Raw genomic sequence first — 25,306 nt, forward strand, 5'->3', positions numbered from 1 at the left:
AGAGATTGGCCTCATGAGAAGGCTCGCCGGCAGCCGGGGGTTGCGTTACTTCACCATCATCGCGTTGGTCGCGGTGCTGGTGGGTGGCGTGTATGTGCTGACTGCGCAAGCGAATAACCGCACCATCGTCGGCTACTTCACCTCCGCGGTCGGGCTCTATCCCGGTGACCAGGTACGCATCCTCGGAGTCCCGGTGGGCACGATCGACTCGATCGAGCCCCGGCCATCCGACGTCAAGATCACCATGACGGTGCCCAAGGACGTGAAGATCCCGAATGATGCGCGGGCCGTCGTCATGTCGCCAAATCTGGTGGCGGCGCGCTTCATTCAGATCGCCCCCGCTTACACCGGCGGGGCGGTGCTGCCCGACGGCGGCAGCATCGACCTGAACCGTACCGCCGTGCCGGTGGAGTGGGACGAGGTAAAGGAAGCGCTGACTCAACTGTCCGTCTCGCTCGGGCCGACCAGCGGCTCCATGCAGGGGCCGTTGGGTGCGGCGATCAACCAGGCCGCCAACACATTCGACGGCAAGGGTGAATCGTTCCACAGTGCGCTGCGGGAGCTCTCGCAAGTCGCCGGGCGGCTGGGGGATTCGCGCAGCGACATCTTCGGCACGGTCAAGAACCTGCAGGTTTTGGTCAACGCGTTGTCGGAGAGCAACGAGCAGATCGTGCAGTTCGCCGGAAATGTCGCGTCGGTCTCCCAGGTACTCGCCGACAGCTCGCGCCACCTGGACAACACCCTGGGCACCCTCAACCAGGCGCTGTCCGACATCCGCGGCTTCCTGCACGAGAACAACTCGACATTGATCGACACGGTCAACCAGCTCAACGATTTCAGCAAGACGTTGAGCGACCAGAGCGACAACATCGAACAGGTGCTGCACGTAGCGGGGCCCGGCATCGCGAACTTCTACAACATCTATGACCCGGCGCAGGGCACGCTGAACGGTCTGCTGTCAATCCCCGAGTTCGCCAACCCGGTGCAGTTCATCTGCGGTGGCTCGTTCGAAACCGCTGGCGGCCCAAGGGCTCCCGACTACTACCGACGCGCCGAGCTGTGCCGCGAGCGGCTGGGCCCGGTGCTGCGCCGGCTGGCGGTGAACTACCCGCCGATCATGTTCCACCCGCTCAACACGATCACGGCGTACAAGGGGCAGATAATCTACGACACCCCTCAAACGCAAGCCAAGGCGCAGACCCCGATCCCGCAGCTGACGTGGGTGCCGGCCAGCGGCGCCGCGCCTGCCCCCACGCAGAATCCGGCCGACCTGCAGGCCCTGTTGGTGCCGACGGCCCCGCCGGCCGCCCCACCGCCGGGTGCTCCGGGCCCGGCGAACGCGCCGGGACCCGGCCCGAATGCGGGTTCAGCGTTCGGCCCGCTGCCCGGCCCGGCCCCCAATTCCGGACCTGCCCCGGGACCTTCGGCGGGACTGCAGAACGGTCAGGGGTCCGGCGGATGAGGCGAATCCTGTTGCGGGGCGGTGCCTTGGTGGCGGGCAGCGTATTGCTGGCCGGGTGCCAGTTCGATGGTCTGAACTCACTGGCGATGCCGGGGACCGCCGGCCACGGCGGTGGCGCTTTCACGGTTACCGTCGAGATGGCCGACGTGGCGACGTTGCCGCAGAACTCCCCGGTGATGATCGATGATGTCACCGTCGGAAGCGTCTCCGGGATCTCCGCCGAGCAGCGCAGCGACGGATCCTTCTACGCCGCAGTGAAATTGGCGTTGGATAAGAATGTCGTCCTGCCTGCGAACGCGACCGCAACGGTCGCCCAGACATCGCTGCTGGGTTCGTTGCACATCGATCTGTCCCCGCCCAAGGGCAAGCCGGCGACCGGCCGGCTGGTCGACGGATCCAAGATCAGCGAATCCAACACCGGTCGCTTTCCCACCACCGAAGAAGTGTTCTCCGCTCTCGGCGTGGTGGTCAACAAGGGCAATCTTGGTGCCCTGGAAGAGATCACGGACGAGACATATCAGGCGGTGGCCGGCAGGCAAGACCAATTCAAGGGCCTGCTGCCCAGGCTGGCGGAGTTGACCTCGGGACTGAGCCGGCAGGTCGGTGACATCATCGACGCGATCGACGGCCTGAACCGGTTCTCCGCCACGCTGGCTCGGGACAAGGAGAACTTGAGTCGAACGCTGGACACCCTGCCGGACGCGTTGCGCGTGCTCAACAAGAATCGCGACCACATCGTCGAGGCGTTCGCCGCGCTGAAAAAGCTGGCGACGGTCACCTCCCACGTGCTGTCGGAGACGAAGACCGACTTCGCCGAGGATCTCAAGGGTCTGTACTCGGTCGTGAAGGCCCTCAACGACAACCGGAAGAACTTCGTCACCTCGCTGCAGCTGCTGCTGACCTTTCCGTTCCCAAACTTCGGCATCAAGCAGGCGGTGCGTGGCGACTACCTCAACGTGTTCACCACCTTCGACCTCACCTTGCGGCGGCTGGGTGAAACGTTCTTCACCACGGCCTATTTCGACCCGAACATGGCGCACATGTCCGAGATCCTCAATCCGCCCGACTTCTTGATCGGTGAATTGGCGAACCTGTCCGGACAGGCCGCCGACCCGTTCAAGATCCCGCCCGGCACGGCAGCACACTGAGGGCGGCGCAGACGTGATTGACAGACTCACCCGGATCCAGCTGTGGATATTCGCCGTGATCACCGTGATCACTCTGACCATCATGGCGATCTTCTACTTGCGCCTGCCCGCCACGTTCGGACTCGGAACTTACGAGGTGAGTGCTGATTTCGTCGCGGGTGGTGGCCTGTACAAGAGCGCCAACGTCACATACCGCGGGGTCGCGGTCGGCCGGGTGGACGCGGTGGGGTTGAACCCCAACGGCGTCACCGCCCAAATGCGGCTCAACAGCGGCACGCCCATCCCGTCCAACGTCGTCGCCACGGTGAAGAGCGTGTCCGCGGTCGGCGAGCAGTACATCGACCTGGTGCCGCCGAGCAATCCCGCGACGACCAAGTTGCACAACGGCTCCCGGATCGATCGGGCCAACACCCGGATCGGCCAAGATGTCTCCGACCTGTTGAAGCGGGCCGAGACGCTGGTCAACAGCCTCGGCGACACCAGGTTGCGGGAGTTGCTGCACGAGACATTCCAGGCGGCCAATGGATCGGGGCCGGAATTGGCCCGGTTGCTCGAATCGGCCCGATTGCTGGTTGACGAGGCCAACGCGGATTATCCACAGGTCTCACAGCTGATCGATCAGGCCGGCCCGTTGCTGGAATCCCAGATTCGCGCCGGTGCCGACATCAAGTCGCTGTCCGACGGGTTGGCCCGGTTCACCTCCGAAGTGCATCGAGCCGACCCGCAGCTGCGCTCGACGTTGGCGACCGCCCCGGGTGCGACCGACGAAGCCAGCACGGCGTTTTCGGGCATCCGCCCGTCGTTTCCCGCCCTGGCCGCTAACTTGGCCAATTTGGGTCGGGTGGGCGTGATCTACCACAAGACGATCGAACAACTCTTAGTGGTCTTGCCCGCATTGTTCGCGGCGATCGCCACAGCCGCCGGCGGTGCGCCCCAGGACGAGGGCGCCAAGCTGGACTTCAAGCTCGACCTCAACGACCCGCCGCCGTGTGCCGTTGGCTTCCTGCCCCCACCGCTGATGCGTACCCCCGCCGACGAGACGCTGCGCGAACTCCCCAGCGATTTGTACTGCAAGGTCGCCCAGAACGACCCCAGTACGGTTCGGGGCGCGCGCAACTATCCGTGCCAGGAGTTCCCGGGCAAGCGGGCTCCGACGATTCAGCTGTGCCGCGATCCGAAGGGTTACGTGCCGGTGGGCCGCAACCCGTGGCGCGGTCCGCCGGTGCCGTACAACACGCCGCAGACGAACGGGCTGAACACGTTGCCACCCAACAAGTTCCCCTACATTCCGCCGGAGGTCGAACCGGACCCCGGCACACCCATCGTCGGCCCGCCACCGCCGGGTGTGGTGCCGGGGCCGGGCCCGCTGCCCAACCACCAGCCCGCCTACTCACCGCCGCCACCCAACGACAACGGACCGCCGCCGCCGTTCACGTCGTGGCAACCGCCCGGCGTGCCCCCGGTACCGCCGCAGATCCCGTATCCGAAGTGGCTGCCACCCCCGGCGCCGCCCCAAGCGCCGGTGCCCGGTCCGGGCCCGCAGGCCAGCGGGCCGGCATACACCACCTATGACCCGGATACCGGTGCCTTCAGGGACCCGGCAGGAGGGACTGGTATTTTCGCGGCCGGCGCAAACACGTCCAAAGCCGAGAATTGGGTGGACCTGATGCTTGATCCGAGGCCGATGTAGTGGCTTCTCCGACACCACGGGTGCGTCGGCGGGCGTCGCGGGCGGCGGGGCCGGCGAAGGTCGAGCCGAGCGCGGCCGCAACCATTGCGCTCGACGCGCCCGCCGAGCCGAAGCAGGAAACCCCGACACGTGCCAAGACGCTCAAGGCGGTCAAGCCGCCGCCGCGGCGCAGGCCCAACCGCGTTCTGGTCGGCTGGATCTCGTTCGCGGCCGCGCTGCTAGCCATCGGTGCGCTGGCCGCCGGTGTCACCGTGCTCGTCGTCCAGCAGCGGCATGCCCAGGCTGCCCAGGACCGCGATCAGCGCTTCGTCGACACCGCCACTCAGACGGTCGTCAACATGTTCAGTTACAAGCAGGACAACATCGACGAGAGCGTGAATCGCTTCTACAACGGCACCAGCGGTCCGTTGCGCGGCATGCTGGGCGCCAACAACAACATCGAAAACCTCAAGGCCTTGTTCCGCTCGACCAACGCGACATCGGAGGCAGTGATCAACGGCGCCGCGCTGGAAGGCATTGACGCGGTGACCGATAACGCGTCGGTGCTGGTGTCCGTGCGCGTCACGGTGGCCGACATCGACGGCGTCCACAAGCCATCCATGCCGTACCGACTGCGGGTCATCGTGCACGAGGATGAGCAGGGCCACATGACGGGCTACGACCTGAAGTATCCCGACGGGGGCAACTGATGCGGTTGCGGCGCTGGCTGATTGCCGCCTCGGTGTACCTGGCGATCGCGACCGTTGTCGGATTGTCCGCAGCGGCCGGCTGGTTCTACTGGGACCGGGTGCAGACGCGCGGCGAGCAAACTGCCCGGGCGCTGCTGCCGCAGTTGGCGGCCAAGGAAGTTCCCGAGGTGTTTGCCTATGACTACCAGACCGTGGAACGCAGTCTGGCCGCCGCGTATCCGCTGCTGACGCCCGCCTACCGCCAGGAGTTCCAGAAGAGCGCCAATGCCCAAATCATCCCCGAGGCCAAGAAGCGTGAGGTCGTCGTTCAGGCCAATGTCGTTGGCGCAGGGGTTATGTCGGCCAAGCGCGACTCCGCGTCGGTGATGGTCTACATGAACCGCACCGTGACTGACAAGTCGCGACAGCCGCTCTACGACGGCAGCCGGTTGCGGGTGGACTTTCAGAAGATCGGCAACGAGTGGCTGATCAACTACATCACCCCGATCTGAGCCACCGATCAGTAGCACATCGCAATACCGTTGCAGTACAACGGATAACGCTGGATCGGGCTGGGTGGTGGCCCGGTCATCTGCAGGGAGAAGGGTTGCTTTTTCATCGACGGCTGCAACCCGCATACGGCGCCGTGTATGACGGTGTGGGTCCCGCTCATGGTTTCGTCGCTGAATGCCCAAGTCTCGCTGGTGGGAGCGGTGCCACCACCCGGACATGCGACGCCATCGGACTTCTCGACCTTGAAAGTCCACAGCATGCTCGACATGCGGGCCCGACCGGTGAAGTTCTGCAACTTGTCGGCGGCGCTGATCTTTTCGTCGGTGAAGCTGACGATGTTGAGCGCGCATTGCATGGCGAACACGATCGGGTCGGAATAGTCGTTCATGTTCCGCGTCCCGGACGGCTGATCGCACAACGCGGTGATGGTCCAGGTAACCCCCGAGACCCCGGCCTCGTTGTAGGTGTAGTTGCCATCTGCGGGCGGGCCCAGCGCGCGCGCCGGATTACCCGATTCCAGCGCGACTGCGATCGCTACCGCGCAGACTACGCCAGCCCCGGCGGCCAGTATCCGGCGGACCTTCACGATCCCTCCCCTCACGCCCTCTCGTCGCGCCGTTGCCGGCACGCTGCATCGAGTATCACAGCGTTTCGGCGCCAACACCATGGTTCGGTCGTCGCTACCCGGTTTCCGGTGGATTCGCTTCGGCAAGCGCATCGAGAAATGACCGAGCCCAACGATCCACGTCGTGGGCCAGCACCTGGCGCCGCAACGAGCGCATCCGTCGCCGCCCCTCTTCGGCCGTCTGATTCAGGGCCGCCTCGATCACGTCCTTGACCCCTTCGAGATCGTGCGGGTTGACCAGATAGGCCTGCCGCAATTCGGCTGCGGCGCCGGTGAATTCAGATAACACGAGAGCACCGCCGAGGTCGTTGCGACAGGCGACGTACTCCTTGGCCACCAAGTTCATGCCGTCGCGCAGCGGGGTGACCAACATGACGTCGGCCGCCACGAAAAACGCGATGAGTTCGTCGCGGGGGACGGGGCGATGAATGTAGTGCACCACCGCATGACCAACCTCGGCGTATTCGCCGTTGATATGGCCGACTTGGCGCTCGATGTCGTTACGCAGCAGGCGATAACTGTCCACCCGTTCACGGCTCGGGGTCGCCAGCTGGATCAGCACGGTGTCGTCGCGTTTCGCGCGGCCCTCGGCGAGCAACTCCGAAAAAGCCTTCAGCCGAACATCGATGCCCTTGGTGTAGTCCAGCCGGTCGACACCGAGCATGATCTTGCGGGGATTGCCCAACTCGGCCCGGATCTCGCGGGCGCGGCGCCGGACGTTGCGGTCGCGGGCGGCCTGATCGAGCGAGCCGGAGTCGATCGAGATGGGAAACGCGCCCACCCGGACCCTGCGGTGACCCACCTCGACCTCGCCGAACCGCGAGCGCACCCCGACCGCGCCCCGCGATGTGTTGGCGCCAACCAGCCGCCGGGACAAAATCAGGAAATTCTGGGCGCCGCCAACCAGATGAAAACCCACTAAGTCGGCCCCGAGCAGGCCCTCGATGATCTCCGTGCGCCAGGGCATCTGCATGAACAGCTCCACCGGCGGGAACGGGATGTGCAGGAAGAAGCCGATAGTCAGATCGGGGCGCAGCTCGCGCAGCATCTTCGGGACGAGTTGCAGCTGGTAGTCCTGCACCCACACGGTGGCACCCCGGGCGGCCGCTCGGGACGCGGCTTCGGCGAAGCGACGGTTGACATCGACGTACCGCTCCCACCATTCACGGTGGTAGATCGGTTTGACGATGACGTCGTGGTACAGCGGCCACAGGGTGGCGTTGGAAAAACCTTCGTAGTATTCCGCGACGTCGTCGGCGGACAGCCCCACCGGGTGCAGCTGAAGGTCGTCTTGCTCGATGGGCTCGTCGCCGACATCTATCTCGTCATCGGTGATGCCCGGCCAACCGACCCAGGCCCCGCTGCGGCGGCGCAGCAACGGCTCCAGCGCTGTGACCAGGCCACCGGGGCTGCGCTTCCAGGTGGTGGTGCCGTCCGGTAACCGCTCCAGATCGACCGGCAGCCGGTTGGCGACCACCACGAAGTCGGAGTCCCCGAAGCTCTCGGCGCCCGCCGCTTTCTTCGAGGATGGGTCTGCGCCGGAAGCCATTTATGCGTCGAGTTTCGCCGGTCCAATACCGAGCATGGACAGAAAGACGCGGCACTCGTCGGCGTCATTCGCATACGCGGCGACGACACGCCTGGCCTGGTTCGCGGTGCTGTCGGCCAGCGGCTCGACGTCCCCGATTTCGCCAGGATCAGATTTGGTAGGCATGACATAACTGTATGCGACGTCGATATTCGCTCGCACCGGTCTTGGCCAGCGGCCAACCCGGCGCGGGTCCGCTTACATACTCGCCGTAATGTGTAAACAAGGCGAATCAACGACGAACGAGGTGGGCGCAATGACGGTCTCCGAGCAAGCCGACGCCGGGGCGGCCAACGCCGAGGTCCCGGAATTGGTGGCCTACGAAACCCTTGACGAGGGTCGCATCGCCCGGATCTGGTTGAACCGGCCAGACGCGCACAACGCGCAGAGCCGCGGCCTGCTGGTTCAGCTCGACGAGGCATTCGGGCGGGCCGAGGCCGACGACACCGTCCGCGTGGTGATCCTGGCGGCCCGCGGCAGGAACTTCTCCGCCGGCCACGACCTGGGTTCCGAGCAGGCCTTGGCTGAGCGTACGCCCGGTCCGGGCCAGCACCCGACCTTCCGCTCGCACGGCGCGACCTATGAACCGATCATGGAGAAGCTGTACCACCAGGAGTGGCACTTTTTCTTCGAGAACACTTGCCGCTGGCGAGATCTGCGTAAGATCACGATCGCTCAGGTCCAGGGCAACGCCATTTCAGCCGGCCTGATGCTGATTTGGGCCTGCGATTTGATAGTCGCCGCCGACAACGCGAAGTTCAGCGACGTGGTCGCGGTTCGGCTAGGCATGCCTGGTGTCGAATACTATGCCCACCCTTGGGAATTCGGTCCACGTAAGGCCAAAGAACTACTGTTGACTGGTGATTCGCTGGACGCCGACGAAGCATATCGGCTGGGGATGGTGTCCAAGGTGTTCCCGGTCGACGAATTAGAGGAAAAGACACTGGAATTCGCCCGTCGTATTGCGGAGCGTCCCACGATGGCGTCGCTGCTCATCAAGGATTCGGTGAATGCCGCTTCCGACGCGATGGGATATACGGAAGCATTGCGGCACGCGTTCCACGTCCACCTGCTCGGACACGCCCATTGGGCCGCGTTCAACGAGAACCGGTGGCCGGTCGGCCAGCCTCCACACGTCGAGGATTGGCGCAATGCCAAGCCGACGAAGGTCGCTCGCCGCGACACACCGTAACTCCCACCGCGCGGGGCTCCGCCCCACGGTTCCCGGTAACGAGACCGGGGGTAGCGATATTCACGCGAAAGGCACATGCTTCTATATCTAGAACTTGTTCCAGTTTGAGAGGCTATCGCGTGCAGCTTACTTTCGAAGACCGGACGTACCTGATCACCGGCGGCGGCAGTGGGATCGGTAAGGGCGTCGCCGCTGGGCTCGTCTCGGCGGGGGCTTCGGTGATGATCGTCGGCCGCAACCCGGATCGGCTGGCCAGTGCCGTTGAAGAGCTGGAGCCGTTGGCCGCCAAGGGCGGCGCGATCCGCTACGAGCCCACCGACGTCACCAAGGAGGACGAGGTGTCCCGCGCCGTCGATGCCGCAACCGCGTGGCACGGCCGGCTCAACGGCGCGGTGCACTGCGCGGGTGGCTCGTTGACGGTCGGTCCGATCACCCACACCGACTCGCAGGCTTGGCGAAACACCGTCGACCTCAACGTCAATGGCACCATGTACGTGCTCAAGCACGTCTGCCGCGAATTGGTCCGCGCCGGCGGTGGGTCGTTCGTCGGGATTTCGTCGATCGCGGCCAGCAACACGCACCGGTGGTTCGGGCCGTACGGTGTCACCAAGTCGGCCATCGATCACATGATGATGTTGGCCGCCGACGAATTGGGGCCGTCGTGGGTGCGGGTCAATAGCATTCGGCCGGGTCTGATTCGCACCGATCTCGTTGACGCGAGCGTCATTGGATCACCGGAGATCAGCGGTGACTATGCGCTGTGCACGCCGCTGCCCCGGGTGGGAGAGGTTGAGGACGTCGCGAACCTGGCCGCGTTCTTGCTCAGCGATGCGGCCGGCTGGATCACCGGACAATGCATCAACGTCGACGGCGGTCACATCTTGCGCCGCGGCCCGGACTACTCCTCGATGATGGTGCAGATGTTCGGTCAGGACGCGTTGCGCGGAGTGGTCTGAGCCGGGATAACCAGATGAAAAGACTTGAGGGACAACGGATTCTGATTACCGGCGCCGGGTCGGGCATCGGGCAGGCCACCGCGTTGCGGTTGCTGGACGAAGGAGCCCGTGTCGCGGCCGCCGATGTTTCGACCGACGGGCTCAGCCGCACCCGGGTGAGCGCCGAGCGGGCCGGCACCGGCGAGCGCCTCACCACGATGCCGATCGATGTGAGCAACGAGGACTCGGTCACCGAGGGGGTGGCCACGGCGGTCGACCAGCTCGCAGGGCTGGATTCGCTGGTCAATGCGGCTGGGGTGCTGCGCGCGTGGCATACCCACCAGACCTCGCTCGACCAGTGGAACCAGATCATCGCGGTAAACCTGACCGGCACCTTTCTGGTGGTGCGGGAGGCCCTGCCGGCGCTGCTGGCAAATCCGCGCAGCGCGATCGTGAACTTCAGTTCGACGTCGGCGGCCTTCGCCCACCCGTACATGGCGGCCTACGCCGCGAGCAAGGGCGGCATCCAGGCCTTCACTCATTCCCTGGCGCTGGAGTACGCGAAGGGCGGCCTGCGCGCCACCTGCGTTGCGCCCGGCAGCATCAAGTCCGGGATCACCGATGCCACCGGCGGCTACCTGCCCACCGACGCGGACTGGTCGCTGTTTCCCCGGTTGATGCCGATCCTTCCGACGACAGCGCAATCCAGCGGGGCGGGGATGGCCGAACCCGCCGCCGTCGCTGGCGTGATCGCCATGCTGGTGTCCGACGACGGGGCCTGGATCACGGGCACCGAAATCCGGATGGACGGCGGCACACACGCTTGACGGGCGCCTCGCGCCCACCGCCGGGTGATGCCGCTAGTTGACGCAGGGCACGCCGCCGCCGTCGATCGGTTTGCCCTGATCGGGGGTGGGGTAGGTGCTGGTGCCGTAGCCGTACCCGCTGCTGCTTTTGCTCGTCGTCGTGGTGGTTGATGACGTGGAAGAGTACGAATCGTCCATGGATTCGTCGGGTGTCGGTATGGAGAAGCTGCTGTCGACGGTCACCCGGACGTGTCCGGGCTGGAGGTTGGGATCGGGTTGTTTGGGCGCGTCCAGACCGAGCAGATTCGCCAGGTTCTGGGCATCGGTTTCGGCGCCTGCGCCGTATTGGACGGTGCTGGCGGTCGGATCGAACCAGGTGCGGTCACGGACCTGTCCCGGCGTGTAGCCGTACTTCTTCAGCGAGCGGGATACCTGGCTGGCAAGACCGCTCATGCTGCCCGCATTGACGACGTCAACCACGGTGGACGGATTGGGCTTGGCGACCGTCGTCGGCGACGAACTCGTCGAAGTGTTGGCGCCGATGGCCGACGCGATTTCCGCCCTGATCGCGACGGGATCGATGATGTTGACGTCCTGGCCGTTGATGGTGTCGTAGCGGACCACCGGCAACGTCCGAAATTCCACCTGGTTCGCCGCGGCACTGCCGGCGATCTCGCCCAACCGCCGGAACATGTCCTCGTCCCACCCGGCGGACAGCACGACGTCCTTGCGGGCCACCGCCATCAGGCTCTTCATTTTGTCGAGGTTGGTGAAGGTGCCGGAATCCTCCAGCTCCCGCATCACCGAAGAGATGAAGGCCTGCTGGCGATGGGTCCGGTCCAGGTCGCCGTTGTCCAGGCCATGCCGCTGCCGGACGAAGGCCAGCGCTTCCGAAGCGTCCAAGCGCTGCGGTCCGGCGGGGAAGTCGGCCCCCGAGTACGAGTCGTACACCGCATGGTTGAGGCACACATTCACCCCGCCCAGACTTTGTGCCAGATCGTAGAAGCCCGCCAGGTTCACCTCGGCGAAGTAGTCGATCGGCACCCCGGTCAGGCTGCGCACCGCGCGCAATGTCGCCGCCCGGGCGGCTTCGCGGCCTTTGGTCTCCAATTCCTTTTGGCTGCTGATGCCCTGGTTGATGAGCTTCTGCGCGACGTACTGCTTGGTCAGCCCATAGGCTTCTTTGATCTTGATGTGGTTGTACCCCGGGACGCCGTTGAACGGGACCCAATCGTCGCGGGGAATCGAAAAGGCCACCACTTTGTTGTCGGCGCCGACGTGCACGAGTATCAGTGTGTTGGTGTTGTAGCCACCGTCGTCGGAATCCCCCGCGTGCAGCTGCTTGAGAATCGAATTGGGAAGATCGTTGCCGTTCTGGTCTTTGCGGGAGTCCAGGCCGATCAGCAGGATATTCATGTTGTCGCCGGTGGACCGCGGATCGTCGGGGGTCAACGCGTCGGAGACGGTAATGCCGCCCAACGCCCCATGCGCCACGTAATAGCCCGCTCCGGTCATCAGCACCGCGGCCGTGGACACCAATGCCATGAAGGCCCGCGATACGCCCCGGCGTAGCGGCGAGGGTCGGCGAACCGCCCGATGGCGGCGATGCGCGCCGCCGGAACGTCCCATCAGATACTCCGGCCCGTCACCCGCGCAGCACCGCGGTCCGCCGTGGCGGTTTGCGGTGCTGACGCGAAAAGCATGAGGTCAAGTATGCGGTAGCTTGCTGTGAAGCCCCCCACGAAGGCCGCCCGAAACGGCCGACTGTGGCGGTTGTCACCGGGCATCACGAACCGACTCGCCGGCCGTAATCTCGCCGCTACCTGCGTGTTTTCGTTATGATCCGGCGATCCCGCGGCCAGGGCACGTCGCGGACCAGGTTCGCGAGGAATTCAGGGCCGACCAAACCGATCCCAACTCGTCGCCGTACGGATACAAACCGGGCCGCGATGCAGGCTGGCGCGGCGTGGGTAAGGCCGACAGAACAGCCCGCGGGCGTTCCGGGCCAGCTGCGCCATAGAGTTTGCTGCGGGCGCTCGTTTACCGAGCTCTTTCCAGTTCCTCGCCCGAATAGTAGAAGAAACGGATGTTCGACCCGGTGATCATTTCGGCAAGGGACACACCGATCGGTTCGACCTCGTAGTAATGGTGAACATAGCCGCGCGTATCCAGCGTGGTGGCGCAGGTGAGCCCCGGCCCGCCGCACCGTTGTTTGGTCGGCAGCGCGAGTACGGCGAGGACCAGCGACAGGACGATTCCGATCAAGGCGGGAGCTTTAGTCACTGGATGCCTCGTGTGTACGGAATACATAACCGATGGAGTCTAAGCACAACCACCGGCGATTCCGGGGAAGTAGGGTCTCACAGCTATGACGCATGCACCCGCCGGCGAGCGGCCGCCGCTGCAACGGCGAGTCGAGGTGCTCGGCAACATCGGGCCCTGCTGTGGACTGCCGGCACCGCCGCCGGGTTATGCAGCGCGGTGAGCATCCCGTTTCTGATGTTCACGCCGGATTGTTGTTCACCTGGCTGCTGGTCGCCGTCCGCACCGCGAAGGGCAGTCTGCGCGGAAATCTGCTCAAGCTGCCGCCGAGCACCGCGCCGGTCAAGGCCAGCAAGCAGCACGCGCCCCGAAACTCGGGCCGCGACGGCGGGTGGTTGGGCGACGGCTCCGTTTTGAGCCGCCGACTCGGCGGGTAGGCAACGGTGAGCGTCGCAAACGAAGGGAATGACGATATGCGTGCTGAGGAAGGCGACGAAACCGTCCGCGAGTACGCGGCCGAAGGTAAGCAGACGCACGACCGCATCAAGGATGCGCAACGGGCTCAAAACCCCGTGGGGCGACTCGTACAGCGGATTAGCCGGTTCTTTCGTGGTCAATAGGGTGCCATACCCTGCTTAGGTCGTCTTACGATCTCTGGATGACGACCGCTCCTGAACAGTTCTCCACCACCGGGCTGGGCGGTGTGCGCATCGTCGCCGACCGGCAAGGCGATCCGCGGGCACGGGCAGTGGTGTTCCTGCACGGCGGGGGCCAGACCAGGCGTTCTTGGGGCCGGGCGGCCGCCGCCGTGGCCAGGCGTGGCTGGCAGGCGGTCACCATCGATTTACGCGGTCACGGGGAATCGGACTGGTCCAGCGAAGGCGATTACCGCGTGGTCAGCTTCGCCAAAGACGTCGAAGAGGTGTTGCGTGGCCTGCCCCCGCAGCCCGTGTTGGTGGGTGCATCCCTGGGCGGGTTCACTTCGATGCTGCTGGCCGGGGAACTCTCGCCGGGCATCGCCGGCGCCGTCGTTCTGGTTGACATCGTGCCGGACATGGAGCAATCCGGGGCGACCCGTATTCACAACTTCATGTCCGATCGGGTGGAGTCCGGCTTCGCCTCGCTGGAGGAAGTTGCCGACGCGATCGCCGAGTACAACCCGCACCGCGCGCGGCCGACCGACCTCGAGGGGCTGACCACCAACCTGCGTCGCCGCGGCGATCGGTGGTATTGGCATTGGGATCCTCAATTCATTAGTGGCACTGCGGCTTTCCCGCCGTTCGAGGTCACCGATGCAGACCGTATGCATACCGCCGTCGAGGCGATTCTGCGGGATGGGGTTCCCATGCTGCTGATTCGGGGACAGATGAGCGATCTGGTCAGCCAGGAGCGGGCGGACGAGTTCCTCGCTCGTTTCCCGCAGGTCGAGTTCACCGACGTCCGCGGGGCCGGACACATGGTCGCCGGCGATCGCAACGATATCTTCGCCGACGCCGTCCTGGATTTTCTGTCCCGCCACGTCGGTGCGGCATAACGGCGCACTGATCGACCGGTGCGAGAGCCGTTGCGGCGCAACCTCCGTCGCTACCTCGCATTTGTTCCACACATGCGCCGCCGAACTCGTCGACACCGGTGAACAGCCCGTCGCCTGCGGCCATCGCACCGTTCGAACCGGACTGCACCCATCCCACCTATGACCGTCCACTGACTGCAACCGGGGCCGGCGCCGCCAGCTCAGCGCCGCCGCTCTGACCAGGCACGCGCGGCCCGAGGCTGGTAGCATCCTGGCCCGACAAGAGGAGATCGGCGTGGTCGGAGCGCGGTTATGGGCGTTGGCGCTGTTCGTCAGCATGGTAATGGCCGCGACGCTGTTCGCGAATACGGCCGCAGCAGAGGCGCCGCCGAAAGCGGGGGTGCAGCTCGATGATAAAAGCGGCAGGTGCACAGCGGGTTTCGCGACTCTGGGCACCGACGGTAGCTACTACCTGTTGACCAGCGGGCACTGCGACCCGCACGACGGTTCGGTATGGACCTATGGTGCGCACATCCCGCTCGGAACCATCACGGCGAGTGAGAAAGAAGGCGATGGGCGAGATGCGGCCATCATCCGGCTCAACACCGATGTCGGCCCGCCATCCGGTGGAGTAGGCGGCTTCCCAATCCGAGACGTGTTGAGTAGCAACCAAATCAATGTCGGTGCACCGTTTTGCAAGCTGGGTGCAATCACCGGGGAAACCTGCGGCAAGGTGATGGGAATCGACGGCGACGTCGTTGAAGCAAGTGTGTTCAGCCTGGACGGCGACAGTGGGAGTCCGGGTTACGTCAAGAACGACGACGGAACGGTCAGTGCCGTCGGCCTGTTGATGTCCTCCCCTGACGGCGACGACAACACCACCTATTTCGCGCTGGTGCAGCCGGTGCTGGACGAGTGGGGACTTCACATCCTGCCCTGACGGTGCCGTTTCATCTGGCCCCGCGGAGGCGTGCCGGCCGGCGCGGTGTCTTGCGTGATGGCCCACGGGTAGCGGTAGGGTCCAGGCGAACGCAAAGATTGCGAACAACACGGGGGGTGGGCGGTGAAACGTCAAATCGTCATCGGCGCGGCCGGCGTGGCCATGGTGGTCGCCGGCTGTGCCGGGTGTTCGAGCAACAAGTCCACCACCGGCGCGTCGAGTACGGCGGCGGCGCCGTCGGGCCCGCGGGTGATCTTGGACGGGCAGCAGCAGAATGTCACCGGTCAGGTCTCGTGCACGCCGTCCGGCGACAACATCAACATCGGCATTGGTGATCCGACTGCCGGCATCGGCGCGGTGATCAGCAACGGCAACCCGCCGATCGTTCACTCGGTGGGGCTGGGCAACGTCAATGGCATCGCGTTCGGTTTTTCCGACGCCGCGCCCAACCAGGCCACTAACGCCGGAGCCGCGGTGGACGGCAAAAACTATGCGATCAAGGGCACGGCAACCGGGACCGACATGACAAATCCGCAGCAGCCGCAAACCGTCACCAAGACATTCGAAATGGACGTGACTTGCCCGTAGCCCGGGCCACCGAGAGACATCGTCGGGGCCGAAGCCCCAGAGGGGACGCAAGCTATGTCTAGAAAGCGTGTCAGTGCGGTGGCCGTCGCCGCGGGGCTCAGCATCTCCGCACTGACGTTGAGCCAGGCGCTGGCCAGCGCCGCTCCACTCGATCCGCCGCCATGCCCTGGGGGTGACTGCCACAGCGGTCCCGGCGGCCCCGGTGGGGGACCGCAGCACCCGGTCGCGCCGGCGACCACGGCGGGTCCGCAGACCACGGCGGCTCCGCAGACCACCGCGGGTCCACAGACCACCGTCAGCGCGCCCAGCACGACCGTGCCGCAGACCACGCCACCGCAAACCAGCGCCAGCGCGCCCACCACAACCGCGCCGGCGAGCCAGACCACCACCTCGCCGGCCGGCCAGACGACCACTCCGGCAGCACCATCCACGACGCCGCCGAGCGGGTCCGCGACAACGCCGGCCGAACAAACGACCACCTCACCCAGCGCGCAAACCACCACCCCGGCGGGTAGCCAGGCCACGTCGCCGTCGGCGCAGCGGCCCACCCGGGCCCTGGTGGCGCCGAGTACCCAACCGCCGCACCAGCCCTACGCTCCGCGCGGCGCGTTCCTGACGGCCACCGCCGACGTCGGTGGTCCGACGAACGCTGACGTCGGCTTCAGCATTGTGGGCCGCGGTGCGCCGCCGCCCCCGCCGCCGCGAGGCTGGGGCTGGAACGACGGCCCCGCCCCCGGACACCCCCCGCCACATTGGCAGGGTCCGCCCCCTCCCGGTGGCTGGAACGGCCCGCCGCCTCCGGGCGGCTGGAACCGCCCGTGGTCCGGGCCGCCGCGTGACGTGGCCGTCGCCCGCGCCGACTTCGGCCCGTTCGCCTACAACACCTTCACCGTCGTTCCCGTATTCAACTGGCAGTTCGGTGGTTGGGGCTACTGGTTCTTTGGTGTGTGGGTTCCGCTGTACTGATACCGACGGAGAGCTCCTTTAGTTGGCAAGCCAATTCGTCAGGGTCTCTCGCGACGGCGGACTGGCCGTCGTCGAGCTGATCAACTCCAAGCGGCTCAACGTCGTGGGCAGCGCCGCTATTGACGAACTGACCCACGCGTTTCGCACGATCGGTGACGACAACGACGTTCGCGTGGTGGTACTGCGGGGCGCGGGCGACACGGCGTTCATCGGCGGCGCCGACATCAACGAGATGGTCACCCTTCAGCCGTCCACCGCTGAGGTGTTCATTCGTCGGCTCGCCGGCCTGTGCGAGGCGATCCGGGCATGCCCCGTGCCAGTGATTGCCCGGCTTGCGGGGTGGTGCCTGGGCGGCGGTCTGGAGGTGGCAATATCCTGCGATCTGCGAATTGCGGAGGTGGGGGCCAAGTTTGGGATGCCGGAAGTGGCCGTCGGAATTCCGTCGGTGATCCATTCGGCCATGTTGCCCGCCCTGATCGGGGCCTCGCATTCGGCTTGGCTGTTGTTGACCGGCGAAACGATCGACGCACGCACGGCCGCAAGCTGGGGGCTGGTGCACGAGGTCCTGGCCGCCGAGGATCTTGACCACCGCATCGCCCAATTGGTGACGAAGCTCAGCGGATTCGGCACGGCCGCGGTCCGCCAGCAGAAGCGCCTACTCAACAAATGGTTCGACATGCCCGTGCACGCGGCGATTGAAGACAGCGTGGAACAGTTCGGTCTGTCCTTTCTGACCGGAGAGCCGCAGCAGCACATGCGCGCATTCCTGTCGCGCAAACGCCATATGAGTTAGCCGAGCTTCGTCGCTCCGTCGACGTGCGGCGGATGTGGTTGCGGCCCCGCGGGCAGCTTATTAAGGTAAGCCTTACCTTATAACGGTGTCCGGGTGCGCTAACCAAGGAGCGGTCATGAGTTCGGGCTCGGAATGTGCTGTCCTCGTCGGCTACGGCAGCGACATGGGGAATGCTGAAGACGCCGCCATGTCGTTCACCGAAGCGCTCGAAGAGACACTCGGCCTGAGCACCACCGCGATCGAACTCAACCAGGTCGAACCCGCCGACCTGCAATCCGTGACGCACTTCCTCGTGGTGTGCTCGACGTGGGGCGAAGGCGAGTTCCCGGACAATGCCGCATTGTTCTGGGAGGCAATAAGCGCCGAGAACGCCCACGGGCTGGAGCATTTGCGATTCGCGGTCCTCGCGCTCGGTGACACCGGCTACGAGAAGTTCTGCAACGCGGGCCGGCTGCTGGACGAGCGCCTGGCAAGTCTGGGTGGCATGCGGATGCTCGATCGCGTCGACGTCGACGGCCCCTACCAACAGGCGGCGCAGGGTTGGACGGACGACGTGGTCAAGCTGTTGCTCGCCGCCCAGAGCAATACAGTGCCCGCGGTTGTCGCATGCGTGCCGGGACCGACGCCGGCCGACAACGTCGAGTCCGCCCGGCGCGATCGCAGCCACCCGCTTTTCGAGGCGCCCGTCGTGGTCAATCGCCTGCTCAGCGCTGCCGGCTCCGACAAAGAGGTCCGCCATTACGAGATCGACCTGTCCGGATCGGGAATCGTGTATGAGGCAGGGGATTCCATCGGGGTTCAGGCAAGCAACGATCCATTGCTGGTTGACGCGATCCTTGCCGAGCTGGGTGCGGATCGCGAGGATGCGGTGGCCGGTTATGACGAGCCGCTGGGCCTCCTGCTTACGGAGCGGCTCGAAATTCGGACTCCGTCGCGGGCGTTGCAGGCTTTGGTGGCAATGCGGGTCGGGGATGGCGCCGCGGCGTACGCGCCGGGCTCGTGGTGGTACGGGAAGGATGTGCTCGATCTGATCAGGCTGATCGGGCTGACCGTGGGTGAAGTCGTCGACACCCTGCGGCCACTACAGTCCCGGGATTATTCGATCGCGTCCAGCCCGCTGATGTATCCCGAGCGGGTGCACCTGACGGTCGCGACGGTGCGCTACGACGTCGGCGGGCGCCGGCACGGCGGCGTGGCCTCGACGTTCCTGGCCGATCGAGCCCAGACGGTACGAGTGCTGCTGCGGCCCAACCATTCCTTCCGGCTGCCCGACGCCGACGTGCCGATCATCATGATCGGCCCGGGAACCGGCATTGCACCGTTTCGGGCGTTCCTGCAGGAACGTAAGGCGATGGGCGCGTCCGGCCGGTCGTGGCTGTTCTTCGGCGATCGCCGGCGCCACTGCGATTTCCTCTATCGCGACGAGCTCGGCGCCTTCATCGGGTCCGGCACCCTCAGCCGCCTCGATCTTGCGTTCTCTCGCGACTGTGCTGCACGCGACTCGAAACAATATGTGCAGCAACGTATGTGGGAGAATGCGGGAGAGATCTACGCGTGGCTCGAAGATGGCGCCCACGTGTACGTGTGTGGCGACGCCGAACGGATGGCCAAAGACGTCGACACGGCGCTGCGCGGCATCGTCGGGCGCTGCGGCGGGATGGACGACGCCGCCGCGCACGCCTACGTCAACGACCTCATGAAGAACCACCGCTACCTACGCGACGTCTACTGACCGCGGTCAGGTCGCCCGAAGCGGCAGGGTGAGCAGGAATCGCGCGCCGGGATGATGTGCTACGCAAGATAATTCACCGCCGTGGGCACGGGCGAGGGCTCGGGCGATGGGCAATCCCAAACCTGCGCCGCCATGGTCGCGCGTGCGGGCAGTGTCTAGTCGGACGAGCCGATCGAAGATGCGTTCGCGGTCGGCGTCGGGGATCCCGGGCCCGGAGTCGGTCACCGTCAATTCGGCTCTCGGTGAGGCAGATTGGGTGGACCGGCGCACGTCGAGCACGATTTGGCCACCGGGTGGGGTGTGCCGGCGCGCGTTGTCAACGAGGTTGGACACGATCTGATTGACGCGGGTGCGGTCGGCGTGAATGGGCGCGGTCGGGTCGCCGGTGCGGGTCACGACGAGGTCGGGGGACAGGACTGCCGCCCGTTCGCATTCAGCCTCGGCTATGGCCGCCAGATCGGTGTCGGCGAGGTTCAAGGTGAGCCCGGCGTCGATACGACTCAAGTCGAGCATGTCGGCGACCAACCGCCCGGCGCGTCTGGATTCGGTCAATAACAGTGCCGCGCGGCGGTATTGGCTGTTCGTCGCCGTGTCGTCGCCCTGCTGTGCCGCAGCACCTAGGATCTGTTCTGCCGTGGCACGGATGCCGGTGATTGGAGTGCGCAGTTCGTGGGCAGCATCGGCGAGGAACTGGCGGGTGCGTTGTTCGGAGGCTTCAAGGGCATCCAGCATGCCGTCGAAAGCTGCCGCAGCGCGGCCCAATTCGGTGTTCACGCGATCGGGCCGCAGTCGCTGGCCGCGGTCGCCGGTCGTGATGGACCGGGCGAGGGTGGTGAGTCGGTCCAGCGGCCGGAGTGCGGTACGGGTGACCACCGTGAGTAGTAAACCCGCGACCGCCAGGGTGATCAGTCCTCCGGCAAGCATGACTTCACGTAGTCGTCGAATCAGCGCGGTCGTTTGGCTGGTGTCAGCCACCAGGATCACCCGCCCGCCCGACGTCAACGGGTGAACCACCATGGTCGTCGTGGCATCAGGTGGCGGTGGCGGCGGGGGCCAGCCCGGCGGGGGTGGCGGGGGCCAGCCCGGCGGTGGGGGTGCACCCCAATTAGCCTGCGGTGCGGGCCATTCCGGGGGAGGTAAAGGCGCTGCGGCCCAGTTGGTGGTGTCGGGCTGGATGGTCCGGTCGCCATGAGTCGATCCGTCCGGGGCGACGAGAAGTGCACGGATGCCGCCGCCGCCCAGTTGTGCCACCAACTGGTCGGGGTCGGTATTCGCCGCGGCCAATGCATCCGCCCTGGCCGCGAGGGACATCAATCGATCGTGGAGGTCGTGACGAGTTTGGATCCCGATCAGCACGTCGATGGTGAGACCCAACACCACCAGCAGGACGGTGAGCACGCCGAGCACCAGCAGGGCTACCCGCCGGCTCAACGATGGCGTCCGGGTGCGCGGCAGCGACGGGGCAGGATGGGCGGTCACGGTCGGGTTGGTTGCAGCCGGTAGCCGATACCACGCACGGTGTGCAGGATCCGGGGCCCGTGCGCCTCGAGTTTGCGTCGCAGCCCGCTGATGTGGACGTGCACCAGATTGGCGTCGTAGGCGTCGTATCCCCACAGCGCGGTCAGGATCTGTCCGGCACTGACGATGCGGCCACGCTGCTCCACCAGGAAAGCGAGCAGTCGTAGCTCCGTGCCGGTCAGGTCCAGTGCTGCTCCCGCCCGGGCGGCGACGGCGGCATCGAGGTCTAACGTCAGGTCGCCGCATTGGACGACTGAGGGTAGGCGACCGCGGCGGCGCAGCACCGCGCCCACCCGGGAAATCAACTCGGCCAGTTCGAAGGGTTTGACGATGTAGTCGTCGGCACCCCCGTCGAGTCCGCGTAACCGGTCGGGCAGCCCGTCTCGGGCGGTGAGCAACACGATCCCGGCCTGGCCCCAATCACGAACGACATCAATCAGTTCGAAGCCGTCGCGTCCCGGCATCATCACATCCAAGACGACGAGGTCGGGCCGGAAGCCGTTAAGGGTGTCCTCCAGCTCCCCGCCGTCGGGCCGGGTCGCGGTGAAATAGCCGGCTTCGGTCAACGCTTCGCTGACCATTTCGCGAATGGCCTCGGAATCTTCGACGACCAAGACGCGTGCGGCGACATCGGAGCGTGCCGCACCCCTCCCGACTCCGGGCGTGCGGTGGGGATGGCTCATGTCTCCATTGTCGACCGATTTCTGAAGCCGACCTGAGGAAATCGCGTTCCGGCCCTCGTCTTCAGGTCGGGCTCAGATCCGCTCCCTACGGTCGCGGGCATCGCAAGATTTCCACTTTTGGAGGCAGACTCATGGCTGACGAGCAACAAATACCCCCTACACCCGGCGCGGCGATCGGGGAACACCCTGACCACCTCGACAACTCGAGGACACCGGTGCCCCGGCGCTCGATCGTGCGGCGGTATCCCGTCGGTGTGGCTGTCGGAGCCGGCGTCGCCGGCCTGGTCATGGGCGGGATCCTGACGGCCGCCATTCTGCCGGCCCTGATGTTCGGCCCCCCGATCGCCGGGCCTTTCGGTGCACCCCCACCGCCGCCCGCAGTGCCGGTCCCGCCGTGGGGCGCACCACCACCACCTCCCGAATGGGGGCCGCCGCCGCCCGGATGGGGGCCGCCGTCCCCCGGATGGGGGCCGCCGCCTGGGCGTGCCGTTATGCCGCCCCCGCCTGGCCAGCTACCGACGCCGCCCGGAGCCATCACTCCCCCTCCTCCGGGAGCAGCGCAGCCCGGTGGCCCGCCTCCGGTATCCGGGCCGCAGCGATGAAGGTGCTGCGTGTCGCACGGGCCACTCGCACGTGGCCGAGTAGCAGGAGGAAATGTGTGCTGCATGTCAAGCGGTGATGGCCGGTCCGGTGAGTCCGCCTCCGCCTGGCGGACTGCCCGGACCCGCATCACCCCACCCCGGGGGTTTAATGCTTCTGATTGGCAAAGTAATCGAGGCACACGGTGGTGCCGTCGGGGCGTGTGTCGATGCGGCAATGATCGGCCAACGCATGCATCAGCATGATGCCGCGAGAGGCGCGTGGGTCGTGGGGATGGCGCGGCGACGATTGTCGTCGCCAGGTCCCCCGGTCGCTGACGCATACCCTGATTGTCTCCGCGGCGGGGTCGTAACCGGCCTCGAGTTCCATGGTGCCGACGGTGTTCCGGGCGCGGTAGGCGTGTTCAACGCAGTTGGCGAGCGCCTCGTTGACGCCGAGAACGATGTCGTCGCTGATCTCCGGCGACGCCTGCGGCAGCTTTCGCAGCCAGCTTTGCAAGACGCGACGCAACTCGCTCGCGGTGATGGCGTCGGCTGAGCCCGCACAGCTCAACGGCGCCGGCGCTGGCGAGACCGCTGAATTCGTTAAGCTCATAGGTCCTCGGATACCCAGCCGGGCCGGGAAAGAACCGGGAAAGAACCCTGGGTGTGTATCGCTTCTGCCACAGAACAATAGCGGAGCCGATACCTGGCTCATCACCGAAGCCATTGATGCTGAGCATCTTTGGGTGATGGCGGCCATCGCGGGCTACGGGCCCGCGACGCTGTCCATCGGTGGCCCGTCACCATGTCCGAGATTGTGGCCGGCCAAACTGGTCGCGAATGCTTTGCCACCCTGCACGGTCCCGACAATGTCCACGGCTTCGTCGACCATGAAAGGCGAAGCGGCGGTGACCCGTTGGCTTCCGCTGTGGGTAATCACGGTGGTATCGGGGGTGAGGAAGTAGGTCCGGGTAAACCCGCCGGCACTGCGCGCGGTAACCGAATCCTGTGTCACCGCGATCAGGACGCCTTCTTGACTCACCGGGAGAGCGCCCGCTGCCGAAGGTATCGTGGCCGCCACCCCGTCGGACGGCGAGGGCTTCTCGGTGTACGTCCCCAACATCGTCAACGCGGCAAACGCCGCCGCACACAGCAGCGACAGGGGAGCAGCAGCACATACGACTGCGCGGTCTCGCTTGCGCAATACCGGCATTCGATGTTTGGCCCCCACAATGTGTCCTTGTCTCCCCACCAATGAAGTCAACGAATCTCGGACGGATTCGTTCAATTCCGCTTCGTTCAGTGCAGAGTTACCCGACGGCCCCGCGGGGCAAACCCGTGTGCGCGGGCGGCTAGTTCGCGTTCAGCCCGGGACAATCTTGATAGCGAGCCGCATCGATGAAGGCGTCCGCCCGCTCCGCGGCCTCGTCGTCATCCATACCGGTCACCAAGACGTCGTTGGCCTTCTCGGCCGTGCTGACGATCTGCCGGCGTGTCCAGCCTTGCGCCAGCGCCGCGCAGATCGTCGATTCCGTCTGATTCCTGTGGTTCGGCCAGTCGGGAGCAAACGTAATCGGGTCGCCGTGAGCGGTGGCCATCGCAGCGGGTGTCACAGCCGCGCCGATAAGCGGAATCGCCAACACCAGCACTGGGAGCAATTTCGTCATAGGCGCTGACCGTACGCAAGTTAACCGGGAGTTGGCTGTGTCGTTACTGTACGTCGGCCCGCCGTTCACACCATTCGGATGGGACGCCCCAGTGGGCCGCCGGACCATCGCGGCGGGAGGTCACCGGTCGTCGGCTTCGGCTTCCTGGCGTTTGAGCTCGGCCAGTTTGTGGTCGGCCGCGGCCGACTGGCGGTGAAAGCAGGCAGACTCGCGCATGACGTCGGCGTTGCCGACGCCCTGTTGAATGGTTTCGTCTTCGACCGCAGCGAGTCGCTCGTGCAGTCTCGCCGACGTTTCGAGGCTTCCGGCAGCCGAACGCGCCGCCGCAGCCGCCGCTCGACGCGCCTGCTCTGCTCGGTGCTCGGCGTCCTCGACGTCTTGCCGGGTGACCGGTCTTCCCTCGTCCGGTCCGTCCGGGCGCCGCCGCAGTTCAGCGGCGCGGCGTGCGGCGTCGACCGCTCGTATCTCGGGGTCACGTTCAGTAGCCATGGTCTGCCTTCTTGTCGCGATCTACCGTCCATAGACGTTGTGCCCGCAGTGACGCCCGTCATTCGTGTCAACCCAGACTTGTGGCAACCGCGCGCCGCTCTCAAACTGGTGATATGCGCGACCGCGAGACCATCGAGTCGGAATTGCGGCGACTTGCGCAACGGGGCGGGCAGCTCTCGCCGCGAGAGGCTGACGCGCTGCTAGATGAGCTCCTGGCGCACAACGCGGGCGCGCCCCGCACCGACGCGGTGGCAGCAGAGGAGCTCGTGTTCGTCCCCGACGCCTGGTTGCGTGAGACCCGTGAGACCAGGGCCCGCCGCGCTACCCGCCGCTGCCGCGGCACGCTGCGCCGTTTCGGCCTGAGGGCGGCGTTGCCGCTTTCCGTGGTGGGTCTGATTGCCGCGGTCATCGTGACCTTCGTGATGCATCGTCAGTCTTTGGCAGGACAGCCGGCTGAGGCGCAACCGGCGCAAAGCCCGCCGCGAGCGAGCACGCCCGCAGCGCCGCGCCCGGTTGTGCCGCAAGCGCCCGAGCCGCGCAGCGGCGTTACAGACAAGGTATTCGTCGCGGCCTTGACGCACGAAGGCGTGCCGGTGCCCAGCGCGGAATACGTCGTGAGCCAGGGCCACGCCGTGTGCGACTACCTCGCGCAGCACCGCAATTACGCGGATGCGGTCGCCTTCGTGCAGCGCTCGTCGATTTGGGATGCCGACCAGAGCGCTGAGGTCACCGCGGGCGCCATCATCTCCTACTGCCCGCAGTCTCAACCCTCCATGGCCGACGAGCTGCAGCCGACCTACCAGAACACCCTCTCCGACTTGCAGGCCATCGAAGGAAAACTGCAAGGCATTCAGGATGACCTGCACGGGATTCGGGGGAGCCTGGACAGTCTGCCGGGGCATCCCTGATCCGGGTGTCGTGTCCGGTCGCCGCCGGGCCAGCCCGAA

At 65.9% G+C, this 25,306-nt stretch carries 28 protein-coding genes; 17 read left to right on the plus strand and 11 right to left on the minus strand.

The window, feature by feature from the left end; genetic code table 11:
• Positions 1 to 13: 13 nt before the first annotated feature.
• The 5 genes from G6N33_RS14795 to G6N33_RS14815 are packed head-to-tail and all read left to right on the plus strand — an operon-like array spanning position 14 to position 5,480.
• The gene (locus G6N33_RS14795; RefSeq protein ID WP_101528711.1) at positions 14 to 1,462 is read left to right on the plus strand and encodes a virulence factor Mce family protein; all 1,449 of its coding nucleotides are present in this window, start codon (positions 14 to 16) and stop codon (positions 1,460 to 1,462) included.
• The gene (locus G6N33_RS14800) at positions 1,459 to 2,610 is read left to right on the plus strand and encodes a virulence factor Mce family protein (protein WP_044508571.1); all 1,152 of its coding nucleotides are present in this window, start codon (positions 1,459 to 1,461) and stop codon (positions 2,608 to 2,610) included. Before G6N33_RS14795 ends, G6N33_RS14800 begins: the two co-directional genes overlap by 4 nt.
• Before the next feature lie 13 nt (positions 2,611 to 2,623).
• A complete protein-coding gene (locus tag G6N33_RS14805; RefSeq protein ID WP_044508570.1) occupies positions 2,624 to 4,300 on the plus strand; it encodes a virulence factor Mce family protein in 1,677 nt (558 codons plus the stop codon).
• Positions 4,300 to 4,989, plus strand: a complete 690-nt coding sequence (locus G6N33_RS14810) for a hypothetical protein (RefSeq protein ID WP_044508569.1) — start codon at positions 4,300 to 4,302, stop codon at positions 4,987 to 4,989. The genes G6N33_RS14805 and G6N33_RS14810 overlap by 1 nt, the downstream gene beginning before the upstream one ends.
• Positions 4,989 to 5,480 (plus strand): mammalian cell entry protein, encoded by a 492-nt coding sequence (locus tag G6N33_RS14815; RefSeq protein ID WP_044508568.1) that lies wholly within the window; start codon positions 4,989 to 4,991, stop codon positions 5,478 to 5,480. The genes G6N33_RS14810 and G6N33_RS14815 overlap by 1 nt, the downstream gene beginning before the upstream one ends.
• A gap of 8 nt (positions 5,481 to 5,488) precedes the next feature.
• On the opposite strand, the gene G6N33_RS14820 is transcribed toward G6N33_RS14815, so the two are convergent.
• The 3 genes from G6N33_RS14820 to G6N33_RS14830 form a co-directional block, all read right to left on the minus strand.
• Positions 5,489 to 6,067 carry a hypothetical protein gene (locus G6N33_RS14820; RefSeq protein WP_044508567.1) on the minus strand — a complete coding sequence of 193 codons (579 nt, stop codon included), beginning with the start codon at positions 6,065 to 6,067 and terminating at the stop codon, positions 5,489 to 5,491.
• 94 nt (positions 6,068 to 6,161) lie between these two features.
• On the minus strand, positions 6,162 to 7,655 hold the full coding sequence (locus G6N33_RS14825; protein ID WP_044508566.1) for an alpha,alpha-trehalose-phosphate synthase (UDP-forming): 1,494 nt from the start codon (positions 7,653 to 7,655) through the stop codon (positions 6,162 to 6,164).
• Positions 7,656 to 7,820, minus strand: a complete 165-nt coding sequence (locus G6N33_RS14830) for a hypothetical protein (RefSeq protein WP_090607062.1) — start codon at positions 7,818 to 7,820, stop codon at positions 7,656 to 7,658.
• Positions 7,821 to 7,950: 130 nt separating this feature from the next.
• On the opposite strand from G6N33_RS14830, the gene G6N33_RS14835 reads away from it, so the two are divergent.
• The 3 genes from G6N33_RS14835 (at position 7,951) to G6N33_RS14845 (ending at position 10,648) form a co-directional block, all read left to right on the plus strand.
• Positions 7,951 to 8,886 carry an enoyl-CoA hydratase gene (locus G6N33_RS14835; protein ID WP_044508565.1) on the plus strand — a complete coding sequence of 312 codons (936 nt, stop codon included), beginning with the start codon at positions 7,951 to 7,953 and terminating at the stop codon, positions 8,884 to 8,886.
• A 119-nt stretch (positions 8,887 to 9,005) separates the two neighbouring features.
• Positions 9,006 to 9,842: an SDR family oxidoreductase gene (locus G6N33_RS14840; RefSeq protein ID WP_044508564.1), complete on the plus strand. Its 837-nt coding sequence runs from the start codon at positions 9,006 to 9,008 to the stop codon at positions 9,840 to 9,842.
• A 14-nt stretch (positions 9,843 to 9,856) separates the two neighbouring features.
• On the plus strand, positions 9,857 to 10,648 hold the full coding sequence (locus G6N33_RS14845) for an SDR family NAD(P)-dependent oxidoreductase (RefSeq protein WP_044508563.1): 792 nt from the start codon (positions 9,857 to 9,859) through the stop codon (positions 10,646 to 10,648).
• A 33-nt stretch (positions 10,649 to 10,681) separates the two neighbouring features.
• Here the strand turns inward: G6N33_RS14845 and G6N33_RS14850 are convergent, their stop codons facing one another.
• Positions 10,682 to 12,256, minus strand: coding sequence for an LCP family protein (locus G6N33_RS14850; protein ID WP_081662096.1), 1,575 nt, complete (start codon positions 12,254 to 12,256; stop codon positions 10,682 to 10,684).
• 411 nt (positions 12,257 to 12,667) lie between these two features.
• Positions 12,668 to 12,937, minus strand: a complete 270-nt coding sequence (locus G6N33_RS14855; RefSeq protein WP_044508561.1) for a hypothetical protein — start codon at positions 12,935 to 12,937, stop codon at positions 12,668 to 12,670.
• Between the two features lie 161 nt (positions 12,938 to 13,098).
• Here G6N33_RS14855 and G6N33_RS28105 point away from each other — a divergent pair, with 161 nt between their 5' ends.
• From G6N33_RS28105 to G6N33_RS14890, 7 genes are all read left to right on the plus strand, one after another.
• Positions 13,099 to 13,326 (plus strand): hypothetical protein, encoded by a 228-nt coding sequence (locus tag G6N33_RS28105; RefSeq protein ID WP_044508560.1) that lies wholly within the window; start codon positions 13,099 to 13,101, stop codon positions 13,324 to 13,326.
• Positions 13,327 to 13,547: 221 nt separating this feature from the next.
• Positions 13,548 to 14,423 (plus strand): alpha/beta fold hydrolase, encoded by an 876-nt coding sequence (locus G6N33_RS14865; protein ID WP_179962633.1) that lies wholly within the window; start codon positions 13,548 to 13,550, stop codon positions 14,421 to 14,423.
• A 316-nt stretch (positions 14,424 to 14,739) separates the two neighbouring features.
• A complete protein-coding gene (locus G6N33_RS14870) occupies positions 14,740 to 15,342 on the plus strand; it encodes a S1 family peptidase (protein ID WP_044512452.1) in 603 nt (200 codons plus the stop codon).
• Positions 15,343 to 15,465: 123 nt separating this feature from the next.
• The gene (locus tag G6N33_RS14875; protein WP_044508559.1) at positions 15,466 to 15,930 is read left to right on the plus strand and encodes a lipoprotein LpqH; all 465 of its coding nucleotides are present in this window, start codon (positions 15,466 to 15,468) and stop codon (positions 15,928 to 15,930) included.
• Between the two features lie 54 nt (positions 15,931 to 15,984).
• Positions 15,985 to 16,896, plus strand: a complete 912-nt coding sequence (locus G6N33_RS27195; RefSeq protein WP_179962629.1) for an MAP_0585 family protein — start codon at positions 15,985 to 15,987, stop codon at positions 16,894 to 16,896.
• A gap of 22 nt (positions 16,897 to 16,918) precedes the next feature.
• On the plus strand, positions 16,919 to 17,689 hold the full coding sequence (locus tag G6N33_RS14885) for an enoyl-CoA hydratase (protein ID WP_044508557.1): 771 nt from the start codon (positions 16,919 to 16,921) through the stop codon (positions 17,687 to 17,689).
• Positions 17,690 to 17,804: 115 nt separating this feature from the next.
• Positions 17,805 to 19,421, plus strand: a complete 1,617-nt coding sequence (locus G6N33_RS14890) for a diflavin oxidoreductase (RefSeq protein ID WP_101528818.1) — start codon at positions 17,805 to 17,807, stop codon at positions 19,419 to 19,421.
• 6 nt (positions 19,422 to 19,427) lie between these two features.
• Here G6N33_RS14890 and G6N33_RS14895 read toward each other — a convergent pair whose 3' ends face one another.
• Positions 19,428 to 20,900, minus strand: coding sequence for a sensor histidine kinase (locus G6N33_RS14895; RefSeq protein WP_044508556.1), 1,473 nt, complete (start codon positions 20,898 to 20,900; stop codon positions 19,428 to 19,430).
• Positions 20,897 to 21,622 (minus strand): response regulator transcription factor, encoded by a 726-nt coding sequence (locus G6N33_RS14900; protein ID WP_044508555.1) that lies wholly within the window; start codon positions 21,620 to 21,622, stop codon positions 20,897 to 20,899. Before G6N33_RS14900 ends, G6N33_RS14895 begins: the two co-directional genes overlap by 4 nt.
• 131 nt (positions 21,623 to 21,753) lie before the next feature.
• Here G6N33_RS14900 and G6N33_RS14905 point away from each other — a divergent pair, with 131 nt between their 5' ends.
• Positions 21,754 to 22,224 carry a hypothetical protein gene (locus tag G6N33_RS14905; protein WP_163771544.1) on the plus strand — a complete coding sequence of 157 codons (471 nt, stop codon included), beginning with the start codon at positions 21,754 to 21,756 and terminating at the stop codon, positions 22,222 to 22,224.
• A gap of 145 nt (positions 22,225 to 22,369) precedes the next feature.
• Here G6N33_RS14905 and G6N33_RS14910 read toward each other — a convergent pair whose 3' ends face one another.
• From G6N33_RS14910 to G6N33_RS14925, 4 genes are all read right to left on the minus strand, one after another.
• The gene (locus G6N33_RS14910) at positions 22,370 to 22,816 is read right to left on the minus strand and encodes an ATP-binding protein (RefSeq protein ID WP_044508554.1); all 447 of its coding nucleotides are present in this window, start codon (positions 22,814 to 22,816) and stop codon (positions 22,370 to 22,372) included.
• A gap of 153 nt (positions 22,817 to 22,969) precedes the next feature.
• A complete protein-coding gene (locus G6N33_RS14915) occupies positions 22,970 to 23,434 on the minus strand; it encodes a hypothetical protein (protein ID WP_155945912.1) in 465 nt (154 codons plus the stop codon).
• A 121-nt stretch (positions 23,435 to 23,555) separates the two neighbouring features.
• Complete coding sequence (locus G6N33_RS14920) at positions 23,556 to 23,870, minus strand: hypothetical protein (protein ID WP_044508553.1); 315 nt, start codon at positions 23,868 to 23,870, stop codon at positions 23,556 to 23,558.
• 120 nt (positions 23,871 to 23,990) lie between these two features.
• Entirely contained in the window at positions 23,991 to 24,359 is a 369-nt protein-coding gene (locus G6N33_RS14925) for a hypothetical protein (protein ID WP_231382495.1), read from the minus strand.
• A 113-nt stretch (positions 24,360 to 24,472) separates the two neighbouring features.
• Here G6N33_RS14925 and G6N33_RS14930 point away from each other — a divergent pair, with 113 nt between their 5' ends.
• Positions 24,473 to 25,267, plus strand: a complete 795-nt coding sequence (locus tag G6N33_RS14930) for a DUF732 domain-containing protein (protein WP_044508552.1) — start codon at positions 24,473 to 24,475, stop codon at positions 25,265 to 25,267.
• The last annotated feature ends 39 nt before the right edge of the window (positions 25,268 to 25,306 follow it).

Source organism: Mycobacterium simiae (genome assembly GCF_010727605.1).
Classification (GTDB): Bacteria; Actinomycetota; Actinomycetes; order Mycobacteriales; family Mycobacteriaceae; genus Mycobacterium; species Mycobacterium simiae.